This window comes from Tsukamurella soli (assembly GCF_039541155.1).
Taxonomy (GTDB): domain Bacteria; phylum Actinomycetota; class Actinomycetes; order Mycobacteriales; family Mycobacteriaceae; genus Tsukamurella; species Tsukamurella soli.
Genome location: NZ_BAABFR010000126.1, coordinates 1 through 12874 on the forward strand (window position 1 = coordinate 1; position 12874 = coordinate 12874).

The window sequence follows — 12874 nt, forward strand, 5'->3', positions numbered from 1 at the left end:
TGCCTCGCGGTCGCGTGGCTGCCCGGCACCGTCGTCCGGACGCGCGCGGCGTGGTACGCGGCGGGCGGAGCGGCCGCGGTCGCCGCCGTGCTGACCGTCTTCGGCGCCCATAACGGCGCACCGATGCTGATCGGCGCCGGCGTGGTGCTGCTCGCCATGGCCGGGGCGGATGATGCGCCGTCCCGCTGGGTGGGCCTGGGACTCGGCGCCCTGGGCGCGCTGATCCTGCTGCCTGCGGCGGTCGTGACCACGGCATCGGCGTCGCCCGTCCCCTGGGCGGGCTCCGTGGCGGTCGTCGTCGGCGCCGCGGGGACGGCTGCCCTCGGGGTGGCTGCGGCGTGGCGGTTCGCGCCGCACGCCCGCTCGGGTGCGGCGGCGGTGTGGGTCGCGGGTCTCGCGACCACCCTGGGCGCGACGACGGTGCTGTTCGCCAACGCGGGTTTCGCGCTCGGCGGCACGGGCGGCTACCTCGTCGGCCACGGCGCGGCGACGGTGACGTGGCTCGCCGCGGGCGGCGTCGCGCTGGGGTGGGCGCGGCGGACCGGCGACCGGATCGCGCTCACGGCGGGGCTGTCGATGGTCGGCGGGGCGGTGGCGAAGCTGTTCCTGTTCGACCTGTCGGCGCTCGACGGTATCGTCCGCGCCGTTGCATTCCTACTGGTCGGCGGGCTGCTGCTCGCGCTGGGCGTGGGCTACGCGCGCGCTACTGGTCCCCGCACAGGTACGAACCCACCTCGCAGGTAGCGGACTCGGCGCGCAGCACCGCGCGCTGGGTGGGGCGGGCGTCGCCGTAGCGGTGCCCGCCCGCGTCGGTGATGGTGGCGAACACGGACCGGCGGTCGGTGGGGCACATCGACCGCGCGACGAGGCCGTCCTTCTCGAGCCGTGCGACCAGACGTGACAGCGCCGACTGCGACAGGTGGACCCGGTCCGCGAGGTCGGCCATGCGGACACCGTCGGCGCCCGCGCGGGCGAGTTGCTCGAGCACCTCGAACTCCGACGATGTGAGCCCGTGCGCAGCCAGCGCGCGATCGAGTGCGCAGGTCATGCGGCTGTAGTCGCGCATCAGGTTGTGCCAGTGCGCGGCGAGCGCATCGTCTGATGCCTGAGCGGGACCGAGCGCCGCCTCGACGGGGGAACCGGACATGTCGCGATGCTACCAGTTCCGAAGAAATATTGTCCTTAGAAATATATGTGGACGCATTGAATGCAAACGCATAGAGTTCTTGGCGTGACGACAACCGACATCGACACCCCGATCCCAGACGCCGGGCCGCCCGACCCGCAGTCGCCCGGCCTCGCCCACCATCTCGAAGTGACGTCGGACCGCGGCTGGAACGGCCGGATCTGGCTGCTCCTGCTGGTCCTGTGCGGCGCCCTGTTCCTCGACAGCCTCGACATCTCGATGGTGGGAGTGGCGCTACCGTCCATCAAGACCGCACTGGGCATGAGCCCCTCGACCCTGCAGTGGATCGTCTCCGGCTATGTTCTCGGCTACGGCGGGTTACTGCTGCTCGGCGGCCGCGCATCCGATCTGCTCGGCCGGCGGCCCGTGTTCCTCGGTGCGGTGCTGGTGTTCGGCGTGGCATCGGTGCTCACGGCCGTCGTCGACGTCGATGCTGCGCTGATCGCGCTGCGCTTCGTCAAGGGCATCGCGGCCGCGTTCACCGTGCCCGCGGGCCTGTCCATCATCACCACCACGTTCGCCGAGGGCTCGGCTCGCAACCGCGCGTTCTCGATCTACACCGTGTGCGGCGCGTCGGGCTTCTCGCTGGGCCTGGTGTTCGGTGGCGTCCTCACCGAACTCTCGTGGCGGGTCACGCTGCTCTTCCCCGGGCCCGTCGCGCTCGCGCTGCTCGTGGTCGGCTGGCAAGTGATCCCGCGCACGGCGCCCGTCGAGCGGTTCCGGCTGGCGCGATTCGACGTCGCGGGCGCCCTCACCTCGACCGGCGCGCTCCTGGCGCTGGTTTTCGCGGTGGTTCGCGCGCCGGCGGCGGGCTGGATCTCGCCGGTCACCGTCGGGCTGTTCGTGGGGGCCGGGGTGCTCGCCGCGGCCTTCGTCGCGATCGAGCTGAAGCACCCGCACCCGCTGCTGCGGCTCGGCATCCTGCGGTCGGTGCGGCTCGTGCACGCCAACCTGGCCGGCTTCGTGATGTTCGGCGCGTACGCGGCGTTCCAGTTCCTGGTGACGCTGTACGTGCAGGACTCGCTGGGCTGGAGCCCGCTGGGCATGTCGCTGGCGTTCCTGCCCGCGGGGCTGTTGGTGGTGGCATCGGCGACGAAGATCGATCGCCTGCTCGAGCGGGTGGACACGCGCCTGCTCGTGGCGCTCGGGCTCGCCGCGTTCCTGGCCGCGTACGCCTGGTTCCTACGGGTCACGCCCGGTCAGAGCTACTGGCTGTTCCTGTTCCCCACGATCGTGCTGCTGGGCGTGGGCTTCGCGCTGACGTTCCCGGCGGTCAACTCGCAGGCGACCGAGGGCGTCGCCGACGACGAGCAGGGGCTGGCGTCGGGGCTGCTGAACACCTCCATCCAGGTGGGCGGCGCCGTGATGATGGCCGTGGTCACCGCGATCACCGCCAGCGGGCAGGCGGTCGACGGCCTGCTGCCGGGCATGACCACCTCGGTCGCGGTGGTGATGGGCCTCGCCGGTGCGGGGTTGGCGGGGACGGTGGCGGTGCTCGCCTTCGCGCGCCGGATGGACTGACCGGATCGCCGCCGGCGGTGTACGCCCAGAGCGAATACGCGATTCTGTTACGGCCCGCCCTTGAGTGCTAGCACTCACCTCGCTAGAGTGCTAGGTGGTTCGTGATGCGTGACTCGAGGTCGCGCGCACACGGTGACGCCGGCACCCGCGACGACGGCTGTGACCAAGGGCCGACGGAGAACAGTTGAAGACCTACAGCTACCCACATGGAGGCGAAACGTGGCAAGCGTGAACATCAAGCCGCTTGACGACAAGATCCTGGTGCAGGCCACCGAGGTGGAGACCGCGACCGCGTCGGGCATCATCATCCCGGACACCGCCAAGGAGAAGCCGCAGACGGGCACCGTCGTCGCCGTCGGCGAGGGGCGGATCACCGAGCAGGGCACCCGCATCCCCACCGGCATCAGCGAGGGCGACACCGTCCTGTACAGCAAGTACGGCGGCACCGAGTTCAAGTACGCGGGTGAGGAGTACCTGGTGCTCTCGGCGCGCGACGTGCTCGCCGTCATCGGCAAGTAACCCGCAGGCACTGCCTACTCGAGCAGACCGCCCCGCGCCCGCGCTTCGGTGAGAACCGCGGCGCGCGGCCCGGGGCGGTCGGCGTTTGCGAAGGAGCAACATGGCAAAGCAGATCGAATTCGACGAGGCCGCCCGACGCGGCCTCGAGGCGGGCGTCGACCAGCTCGCCGACGCCGTCAAGGTGACCCTGGGCCCGCGCGGCCGGCACGTGGTGCTCGCCAAGGCCTTCGGCGGCCCGACGGTGACCAACGACGGTGTGACCATCGCCAAGGAGATCGACCTCGAGGACCCCTTCGAGAACCTGGGCGCCCAGCTGGTCAAGTCGGTCGCCACCAAGACGAACGACGTGGCCGGCGACGGTACGACCACCGCCACCGTCCTCGCCCAGGCCCTGGTCAAGGAGGGCCTGCGCAACGTGGCCGCCGGCGCGAACCCCATCGCGTTCGGCCGGGGTGTCGGCGCTGCCGCCGACGCCGCCTCGGAGATCCTGCTGACGCAGTCGACCCCCGTCGACGGTGAGCGCGCGATCGCGCAGGTCGCCACCGTCTCCTCGCGCGATGAGGAGGTGGGCGTCATGGTGGCGTCCGCGATGACCAAGGTGGGCGCCGACGGTGTCGTGACCGTCGAGGAGAGTTCGGGCGTCGACACCGACGTCGAGGTCACCGAGGGCGTGCAGTTCGACAAGGGCTACATCTCCCCGAACTTCGTCACCGACCTCGAGAGCCAGAAGGTGGTCTTCGAGGACCCCCTGATCCTGCTCTTCCGCGACAAGATCAGCTCGCTGCCCGACTTCCTCCCCCTGCTGGAGAAGGTCGTCGGCGCCGGCAAGCCGCTGGTGATCGTGGCCGAGGACGTCGAGGGCGAGCCGCTGTCGACGCTGGTGGTCAACACCCTGCGCGGCACCATCAAGGCCGTTGCCGTCAAGGCGCCGTTCTTCGGTGACCGCCGCAAGGCGTTCCTCGAGGACCTCGCGATCGTCACCGCGGGCACTGTGATCAACGCGGACCTGGGGCTGACGCTGGCCACCGCCGGTCTCGACCTGCTGGGCACGGCCCGCCGCGTCGAGGTCACCAAGGATCAGACCACCATCGTCGACGGTGCCGGCACGTCCGCCGACATCGCGCAGCGCGTCGCGCAGATCAAGGCCGAGATCGAGGTCAGCGACTCCGACTGGGACCGCGAGAAGCTGTCCGAGCGCCTCGCCAAGCTGGCCGGCGGCGTTGCGGTGATCCGCGTCGGTGCGCACACCGAGACCGAGCTCAAGGAGCGCAAGCACCGCGTCGAGGACGCGGTCTCCGCTGCTAAGGCCGCGGTCGAGGAGGGCATCGTCTCCGGCGGCGGTACCGCGCTGGTGAAGGTCGCCGCGCAGCTCGCCGATCTCGAGGCTCAGGCCTCGGGCGACGAACAGCTGGGGGTCCGCGCGTTCCGGAGAGCCCTCACCGCGCCGCTGTTCTGGATCGCCAGCAACGCCGGTGTCGACGGTGCCGTCGTGGTGAACACGGTCACCGAGACGGGGGAGGGCTTCAACGCCGCCACCCTGAAGTTCGGTGACCTGGTCGCCGACGGCGTGATCGACCCGGTGAAGGTCACCCGCAACGCGGTGCTCAACGCCGCGTCGGTCGCGCGGATGATCCTCACCACCGAGGCCGCTGTCGTCGACAAGCCGGAGAAGCAGGAGGCGGACGCGCACGCAGGCCACGGGCACGGCCACGCGCACTGAGGCTCGTCACCGCTACATCCGCGGGGCAACCGCAGCCCGCGATCTCGAGACCCCCGGTCACCTCGTGTGGCCGGGGGTCTCGTGCTGAGCGCCCTGTCGACGGTCGGAGGTCCGAACACCGCTGTCGGATTCGTCCGGACTCGTCCGACCCTCGGTCTACGGTCTGGGCATGAGGTACGGGATCGTCATCACAGACAAGGACCCGAGAAGGTTCGCCGACGCCGCACGAGCCGCTGAGGAGGCGGGGTGGGACGCCGTCTTCTCCTGGGAGGCGGTGTCCGGGCTCGACGCGTGGATCGCGCTGACCGCCGCTGCGCTGGTCACCGACCGGGTCCGGCTCGGCACAATGCTCACGCCGCTCCCGCGCTGGAGACCCTGGGACCTCGCGCGGGTGACCACCTCCCTGGACCTGCTGTCGGGTGGTCGGGTCGTGCTGCCCGTAGGGCTCGGCGCTGTGACTCCGGCATGGACGGCGTTCGAGCCCGACGAGGGCCGGCGCGTCCGCGCGGAACGCATGGACGAGAACCTGGACATCCTGTTCGGGCTGTGGTCCGGTGAGCCGCTGACGTATGCGGGTCGGCATCACCGCGTGAATCCGCCGCCGTTCCACGGGCCGCCGCCCAGCGTGCAGCGGCCGCGGATCCCGGTGTGGTGCGTCGGACTCGCCGGATCCCGCAGGTCCATGGCACGTGCCGCCCGGTGCGACGGCCTGCTCCCCAACGTCCGGCCGCCGGGCGGGCAGGTCGCCGCCGACTACGACCCGACGGTGCCGGAACTCGCCGGCGCGGTCCGCGAGGTGCAGGCACTACGCGCAGCCGCCGGCCGCACGGGCCCGTACGATCTGGTGGGCGAGGCGGGATATCCACTCGACGAGCGGGCACGGCAGGTCGAACGTGCCGCAGCGCTGGCGGACGTGGGCTACACGTGGTTCGTCGACTCGTTCTGGGACGCGCTCGATTCGCCCGAGGAGGTGGCCATCGGCCGCGCCCGGATCGACGCGGGTCCGCCACGGTAGGCGAAGCGGTGCTGACCTTGCCGGCTCAGCCGGCGATACGCCGACTGGCGCGCTTCATCAGCACGGCGCGCTCGGTCTCCGACAGCCCGCCCCAGATCCCGTACGGCTCGGCGACCGCCAGCGCGTGCTCGCGGCACTGCAGCAGCACCGGGCACTCGCGGCACATCTCCTTGGCGCGCCGCTCACGCTGGGCGCGGGCGCGGCCCCGCTCGCCGTCCGGGTGGAAGAACACGGCGCTGTCGACGCCCCGGCAGCGTCCGTGCATCTGCCAGTCCCAGAGGTCTGCGTTGGGGCCCGGAAGGTGATTCGGCTGCGGCATCGCCACTCCTAACACTCATGCGGCCCGAGAGCCGCTACGACGCCGACGAACCTGGATGGAGAATTCGTGTCGGCGGTACATGGTGCTTAGGAAACTCCGTTGTTCCGGTCGCAGAATTACCGTATGCAATCCGCAACCGCGAGGTCAACTGCCTACTCACGGTTGGTGAGCGCTGCGATCACCCTGCGATTTAACGTTGATTTCACATTGTGAGACCGCTATGAGCGGAGCCGCCCGGGCGCGATCCGCGGCAGGGTCCGGCATGCGATGTCGGGGTGAACCTGCAGGTGGACGCCGATTTCGCGGGTTCGACGAGGCGACTGTCCGATGTCCGGTGTCCGTAATATCCGTTTGTCGGCCACGGGGCTAGGTCACTGGCCGCGGCTCGGCGATTCACGCTCGAGTAACATGCCCGCAGAATTCGGCCTTCGATGCGCCGATCTGTGCGCACCAGCGATCGGAGGTTAATTCTTTGCAAACTGGACTCGGTGTATCCGACGCTGCGGCGGCCCCGGACGGGTGGGTGGTCGCCGCATTCGGCCGGGCGAGTGCTGCCGACCGTGGGGTCGGGGATCGGTCCGTGTCTCCCGAACTGCTGCCCGATGGTGACTGGTCCCGCGCCGTCGCGCTCGCCGGGACCGGCCGGTTCGCCGGCGCGCGTGTCCTCGCCGCCCGGCTCGCCGCGCGGACCGGCGTGTGGTCATCTGCCGGGCTGTGCCTGCGGGCCTCGATGTTGCGGCAGACGAGTCGCCACCGAGCCGCATCGGCGGTCGACGGTGCTGCGCTCGCCGCCGCGCTTGCGGGATCGGCTACCGCACTCGCCTGGCCCGCGGACCCGATCGCGCGCGCGTTCGCCGTCGACGCCCTCGTCGGGCTCGCTGCCGACGCCCTCGGCACCGGCAGGTTCGCGCTGGCGCGGACGCTGCTCGACCGCGCCGGCACCGTCTACTCCCGGATGGATGCCCCGCCGGGCACGTCGCCGCCGGCCGACCTCGGCCCGGCGCCCTGGTGGACCACCGACCGCGCGGCGCTCCGCCGCGCCTGGGTCACCGCCGAGACCGCCGTCTATACCGGCGACACGCGCGGCTCCGCGACGGCTGCGGACGACCTGGCAGCGCGCGATCCAGGGCCTGCGCGGCCGCGCTACCACGCAAAGAACGCCCTGATCCGGGCGGCGGCGCTGGCGGCATCGGGTAGGCCGGACGAGGCGGTCGCCGCGGCGCGGTGCGGCTACGAGGTCGCCGCTGATCACGGACTGCGTCCACTAGAGTGGGCCGGTGCCCGCCTTGTCGGCGCGTTGGTCGGTGGCCCGGAGGGCCGGCGGCTCGGAGGTGAAGCGGACCGCATCGCGAGCCTGCTCGCGCGCGAAGGTGCGGTTTTCGGCTCGCGCGGTAGGTCGCATGCGAGCGGGCTTGGAGAGTGACCGCGGAGTGGAGTTGGAGCTGACGCCGGTCACGCCTCGGGCCGCCGAACGGCGGCGCACGTGGCGGGGCGAGTTCGACGACTGTAACGGTGGGGTGCACACGGGCGATGAATCTGGCAGGTGAGGAACTGGACCGCGCTGTCCACGCTGCTGTGCGTGGCGACCGGAACGGGCTCGCCGACGTCCTTGAGAGCATCCGCCCACCGGTGGTGCGGTACTGCCGTGCGCGGGTGGGCGGCGGAGAGCGTCACACGCTGTCGGCCGACGATATCGCACAGGAGGTATGCATGGCCGTGATGACCGCGCTGCCTCGATACGAGGACCAGGGCAGACCGTTCATGGCGTTCGTCTACGGCGTCGCGGCGCACAAGGTGGCCGACGCCTTCCGCAGCGCCGGGCGTAACAAGTCCGACCCCGTGGACGAGATCCCCGAGACGGCTTCGAGCGAAGGCGGCCCCGAGGCCCGCGCCCTGGATTCCGATGCGCAGCGCCGGATGGACAGGTTGCTTGCGACACTGCCTGACAAGCAGCGCGAGATCGTGATCCTCCGGGTCGTCCTGGGGATGTCCGCCGAGGAGACGGCCGAAGCGGTGGGAAGCACACCCGGAGCAGTTCGGGTGGCGCAGCATCGCGCGCTCGCGAGACTGAAGAACGAGCTGGCGAGAGAAGGTGAGAACAGTGGCAGAGGGGCGTGACCAGAATCCCGGGGGGAATCCTCCGGGTGGGCCGAGGAGAGGTCCCGGCGGTGGTCCGTCGGGCAACCCGCCCGCCGGGCAGGGGCGGCCGGGACCGGGCGCATCGCGTCCCTCCGACCCGTCGGGACGTCAGCACGGCCGTTCCGGCGCGCGTCGGCTCGGGCCGCCCATCCGCCCGATGCGGCCCGACGGCCGCACCGAGAGCTTCCGCGCCGCCGACACCGGTTTCGTCGATCGTGTCCGCGACGACGGGCGTCCGGACATCGCCGCAGTCCGGCGGGACGACGAACTGCTGGACGCCGTTGCGGGTGGTGGCGCCGTCGCCACCGACACGCACGCCGAGTACGAGCTCGCGTCCCTGCTCGCGCAGTGGCGTGACGAGATCGTCACCGCTCCCATCGCGCAGCGCCCGACGCTCGAGGAGGTGCTCGCCGCGCCCAGCACGGCGCGGCGATCCCCCGCGCGACGGTTCCAGCTGGTCGCGGGTGCCGCGGCGGCGTTCATCGCCGTCGTCGTGGGGGCGCTCGTCTTCGTGCAGCGGTCCAACCCCGGCGACCCGTTGTGGAACGTCAAGTCGGTGATGTTCGCTCAGCAGGCGAGCCAGACGCTTGTGACCTCAGAGGCCAAGGCCCAGTTGAACCAGGCTTCGGCGGCGTTGCAGACCGGCGACCGGGCTGGCGTGGCGACCGCGCTCGCGCAGGTCCGGGCCAAGGTCGACACAGTCCGTGACCCCAAGGTCCGGGCCGCGCTCGAGCAACAGGCGCGCACGCTGGCCGCTGCTGCCGGGCTGCCGACCGATACCCCGACCGCGGTAGCGCAGCTGCCGTCGATCCTCGCTCAGAGCTCGACGCAGCGACCGGACCGCGGCCGCACGCCGACCTCGCCCGGCGCCAGCGCTGCGAATGTGCCCGATAGAGGTCACCACCCGCCGGTGGACGTGCGTGCCCCCGTGCACCCCCGGCACCCGCCGGTCGACCGCCCCACATCGCCGACGCAGTCGACGGTCACCGCGCCCCCGGGCGAGACGACTGCGACGCAGGTGCCGCCCATCGAGCAGCCGGTCACCACCGCGCCGCCCGACCGTGACACGGGCGAGCAGCCGACCCAGGTCGGCACCCCGTCGGCCCCTCCGACCCACACGCCGTCGCCCGACCTGGTCGGCGGGTCGACGGGCACCACCGGCCCGATCGGCATCGCGCCCGGCCGTGACGGCGGGATCCGCCCGCCGGACGTCCCCGCGGTTCCGCAGATCCCGCTCACGACGGTGCCGGTGCCCCGCCCCACCCACTGACGGGAACCAGGACGACGGGAACCAGGACGATGAGAACGGAACGAGCCCGGCACCATTCGGTGCCGGGCTCGTTCCGTGTCTGTCGCTGCGCGCGAGGTGCCCCCGCTCAGCCCTCCTCCTCGGCGATGTTCATCGCTGCGTCGGCGTACCCGCGGCAGTAGTCCCATGTGACGTATGCGTCGGGACTGGGGTCGTACGCCGGCTCGTGTGGCCGGACGGTGCCGTCCACCAGCAACTGCAGCAGGTTGGCGCGTAGCATGTCCCAGTCGTGGTAGTGATCCTCCTGGCAGTCGTCACAGCAGATCACCAGACCGCGGATGCCGCGGTGTGCCAGCAACGCCTCGTACACCGACAGGTCGGCGAGATCCTCCTCCACGGCTGCGCGCTCGGCCGGGTCGAGCGGCTGCCCGGGATCCATCGAATCCAGTGCGGCGGTGGGATCGCTCGGGTCGTCGGCGAACGGGTCCGGCGGGAGGCCGGGGGGAAGGTTGTTGCGCACGCCCTTACGGTACGCAGGACCGGGGCTTTCCCGCCACTTCCACGCGCCGGATACCATTGATTTCATGACCGAGCCCGGCCCTTCCCAGCCTGTCCGCACCGGACCCGTCCGCGTCGGTGGTGACGACCCGAACAAGGTCGCGATGCTGGGTCTGACCTTCGACGACGTGCTGCTCATGCCCGCTGCGTCCGATGTCGTGCCCTCGGCTGTGGACACCTCGACCCGCCTGACACGGGAGATCACCCTTCGGGTGCCGCTGATCAGTTCCGCCATGGACACCGTCACCGAGTCGCGGATGGCCATCGCCATGGCCCGTAACGGCGGTATGGGCGTCCTGCACCGCAATCTCGCGATCGAGGACCAGGCGGGGCAGGTCGAGACCGTCAAGCGGTCCGAGGCCGGCATGGTGACCAACCCCGTCACCTGCACGCCGCAGCACACGCTGCGCGAGGTCGATGCGATGTGCGCCCGCTACCGCATCTCCGGGTTGCCCGTCACCGACGAGGCCGGCTGCCTCGTGGGCATCATCACCAACCGGGACATGCGGTTCGAGGTCAACCAGGACCGCCCGGTGGCCGAGGTGATGACCAAGGCGCCGCTGGTCACCGCGCAGGAGGGCGTCACGGCCGAGGCCGCTCTGGGGCTGCTACGCCGGCACAAGATCGAGAAGCTGCCGATCGTCGACGGTCACGGCCGGCTGACCGGGCTGATCACCGTCAAGGACTTCGTCAAGACGGAGCAGCACCCGAACGCCACCAAGGATTCCGACGGCCGCCTGCTGGTGGGCGCCGCGGTGGGCGTCGGTGAGGAGGCGTGGGCGCGCGCGATGGCGCTCACCGATGCCGGCGTCGACGTGCTGGTGGTCGACAGCGCGCACGGGCACTCCAACGGAGTGCTCGAGATGCTCTCCAAGCTCAAGGCGGAGATCGGTGACCGGGTGCAGATCGTCGGCGGCAACGTCGCCACCCGCTCGGGTGCGCAGGCGCTCATCGACGCCGGCGTGGACGCCGTCAAGGTCGGCGTCGGCCCGGGCTCGATCTGCACCACCCGCGTCGTCGCGGGCGTCGGCGCGCCGCAGATCACCGCCATCCTCGAGGCGACCGCTGCGGCCAAGCCGGCGGGCGTCCCCGTCATCGCCGACGGTGGCCTGCAGTTCTCCGGCGACGTCGCGAAGGCCCTCGCGGCCGGCGCGTCGACTGCGATGCTCGGCTCCCTGTTGGCCGGCACCGCCGAGTCGCCGGGCGAGATGGTGCTGGTGGGCGGCAAGCAGTTCAAGAGCTACCGCGGTATGGGCAGCCTGGGGGCGATGCAGAGCCGCGGCCAGGCGAAGTCGTACTCCAAGGACCGCTACTTTCAGGACGACGTGCTGTCCGAGGACAAGCTGGTCCCGGAGGGCATCGAGGGGCGGGTCCCGTTCCGCGGGCCGCTGTCGTCGGTGATCCATCAGCTGCAGGGCGGCCTGCGTGCCGCGATGGGCTACACCGGCAGCCAGACCATCGCGGAGCTGCAGGAGGCGCAATTCGTGCAGATCACCGCCGCGGGTCTGAGAGAATCCCACCCGCACGACATCACCATGACGGTGGAGGCGCCCAACTACTCGGCCTAGCCGAGGGCGCGGTGCCTGAGCGGCGGACGATCCGGCCCGCCCGCGGGTACCTCCACACGTACATCGGGCGGGCGCACGTGCGCCCGGCCCACGACGGCGCGCGGCACGCGCGCGCCCACGAAAGGACTCGCGTTGCGCGACCTGGTTGAGATCGGCATGGGCCGCACGGCCCGTCGCACCTACGAGCTGGCGGACGTCAACATCGTCCCGTCGCGGCGGACCCGCTCCTCGAAGGAGGTGTCCACCGCCTGGCAGATCGACGCATACCGGTTCGACTCGCCGATCCTCGCGCATCCCACCGACGCCGTCGGGTCCCCGGAGTTCGCGATCGAGCTCGGCCGCCAGGGCGGGCTGGGTGTGCTCAACGCGGAGGGCCTGTGGAGCCGGCACCGCGACCCGCAGGCCCGGATCGATGAGGTCCTCGCGCTCGCCGAGAAGGACTTCACCGGCGTGTCTGCGATCCGCAAGCTGCAGGAACTGCACAGCGCGCCGATCGACGCCGAACTGCTCGGTGCGGCGATCAAGCAGATCCGCGACTCGGGCGTCACGACCGCGGTCCGGGTGTCGCCGCAGCGCGCCCGCGAGCTGACCCCGACGCTGGTCGCGGCGGGCATCGACCTGCTGATCATCCACGGCACGATCATCTCCGCCGAGCACGTGGGCGGTGAGACCACCGGCGAGCTCGGCGTCTCCGGACCCCTCAACCTCAAGACCTTCATCGGCGAGATCGACGTCCCCGTCGTCGCGGGGGGCGTCAGCGACCACCGCACCGCCCTCCACCTGATGCGCACCGGCGCGGCCGGCGTGATCGTCGGCTACGGCTCGGTCGAGGGTGCCACCACGACCCGCGACGTGATCGGCATCGGCGTGCCGATGGCGACCGCGATCGCCGACGCCGCGGCCGCCCGCCGCGACTACCTCGACGAGACCGGCGGCCGCTACGTACACGTGATCGCCGACGGTGACATCCACACGTCCGGCGACATCGCGCGGGCGATCGCCTGCGGCGCAGACGCCGTCGCGCTCGGCTCGCCGCTGGCCGCCGCGGCCGAGGCACCCGGCCGGGGCTGGTTCTGGCCG

The 12874-nt window shown here is 71.4% G+C and carries 13 protein-coding genes; 10 read left to right on the forward strand and 3 right to left on the reverse strand.

Annotated features, from left to right (window positions below):
• The coding region (locus ABD908_RS24125) for a DUF2339 domain-containing protein (protein ID WP_345000840.1) at positions 1-744 on the forward strand (744 nt) is incomplete at its 5' end.
• On the opposite strand, the gene ABD908_RS24130 is transcribed toward ABD908_RS24125, so the two are convergent.
• A complete protein-coding gene (locus tag ABD908_RS24130) occupies positions 704-1147 on the reverse strand; it encodes a MarR family winged helix-turn-helix transcriptional regulator (protein WP_345000842.1) in 444 nt (147 codons plus the stop codon). The genes ABD908_RS24125 and ABD908_RS24130 overlap by 41 nt on opposite strands.
• Before the next feature lie 60 nt (positions 1148-1207).
• On the opposite strand from ABD908_RS24130, the gene ABD908_RS24135 reads away from it, so the two are divergent.
• From ABD908_RS24135 to ABD908_RS24150, 4 genes are all read left to right on the forward strand, one after another.
• Entirely contained in the window at positions 1208-2707 is a 1500-nt protein-coding gene (locus tag ABD908_RS24135; RefSeq protein WP_345000844.1) for an MFS transporter, read from the forward strand.
• Between the two features lie 219 nt (positions 2708-2926).
• Positions 2927-3226: a co-chaperone GroES gene (groES, locus tag ABD908_RS24140; protein WP_345000847.1), complete on the forward strand. Its 300-nt coding sequence runs from the start codon at positions 2927-2929 to the stop codon at positions 3224-3226.
• 100 nt (positions 3227-3326) lie between these two features.
• The gene (gene groL, locus ABD908_RS24145; protein WP_345000849.1) at positions 3327-4946 is read left to right on the forward strand and encodes a chaperonin GroEL; all 1620 of its coding nucleotides are present in this window, start codon (positions 3327-3329) and stop codon (positions 4944-4946) included.
• Between the two features lie 169 nt (positions 4947-5115).
• Positions 5116-5961 carry an LLM class flavin-dependent oxidoreductase gene (locus ABD908_RS24150; RefSeq protein WP_345000851.1) on the forward strand — a complete coding sequence of 282 codons (846 nt, stop codon included), beginning with the start codon at positions 5116-5118 and terminating at the stop codon, positions 5959-5961.
• Positions 5962-5986: 25 nt separating this feature from the next.
• Here the strand turns inward: ABD908_RS24150 and ABD908_RS24155 are convergent, their stop codons facing one another.
• Complete coding sequence (locus tag ABD908_RS24155) at positions 5987-6280, reverse strand: WhiB family transcriptional regulator (protein WP_345000853.1); 294 nt, start codon at positions 6278-6280, stop codon at positions 5987-5989.
• Positions 6281-6860: 580 nt separating this feature from the next.
• Here ABD908_RS24155 and ABD908_RS24160 point away from each other — a divergent pair.
• The 3 genes from ABD908_RS24160 to ABD908_RS24170 all read left to right on the forward strand — a co-directional run bounded on the left by ABD908_RS24160 (position 6861) and on the right by ABD908_RS24170 (position 9689).
• On the forward strand, positions 6861-7703 hold the full coding sequence (locus ABD908_RS24160; RefSeq protein WP_345000855.1) for a hypothetical protein: 843 nt from the start codon (positions 6861-6863) through the stop codon (positions 7701-7703).
• A gap of 107 nt (positions 7704-7810) precedes the next feature.
• Positions 7811-8398 (forward strand): sigma-70 family RNA polymerase sigma factor, encoded by a 588-nt coding sequence (locus tag ABD908_RS24165; protein WP_345000857.1) that lies wholly within the window; start codon positions 7811-7813, stop codon positions 8396-8398.
• Between the two features lie 178 nt (positions 8399-8576).
• Positions 8577-9689 (forward strand): anti-sigma-D factor RsdA, encoded by a 1113-nt coding sequence (locus ABD908_RS24170; protein ID WP_345000859.1) that lies wholly within the window; start codon positions 8577-8579, stop codon positions 9687-9689.
• Between the two features lie 106 nt (positions 9690-9795).
• On the opposite strand, the gene ABD908_RS24175 is transcribed toward ABD908_RS24170, so the two are convergent.
• The gene (locus ABD908_RS24175; RefSeq protein WP_345000861.1) at positions 9796-10188 is read right to left on the reverse strand and encodes a DUF5319 domain-containing protein; all 393 of its coding nucleotides are present in this window, start codon (positions 10186-10188) and stop codon (positions 9796-9798) included.
• A gap of 64 nt (positions 10189-10252) precedes the next feature.
• On the opposite strand from ABD908_RS24175, the gene guaB reads away from it, so the two are divergent.
• Both guaB and ABD908_RS24185 read left to right on the forward strand, forming a co-directional pair.
• Positions 10253-11794 carry an IMP dehydrogenase gene (guaB, locus tag ABD908_RS24180; protein ID WP_345000863.1) on the forward strand — a complete coding sequence of 514 codons (1542 nt, stop codon included), beginning with the start codon at positions 10253-10255 and terminating at the stop codon, positions 11792-11794.
• A gap of 132 nt (positions 11795-11926) precedes the next feature.
• A partial coding sequence (locus ABD908_RS24185; protein ID WP_345000865.1) for a GuaB3 family IMP dehydrogenase-related protein occupies positions 11927-12874 on the forward strand: 948 nt, incomplete at its 3' end.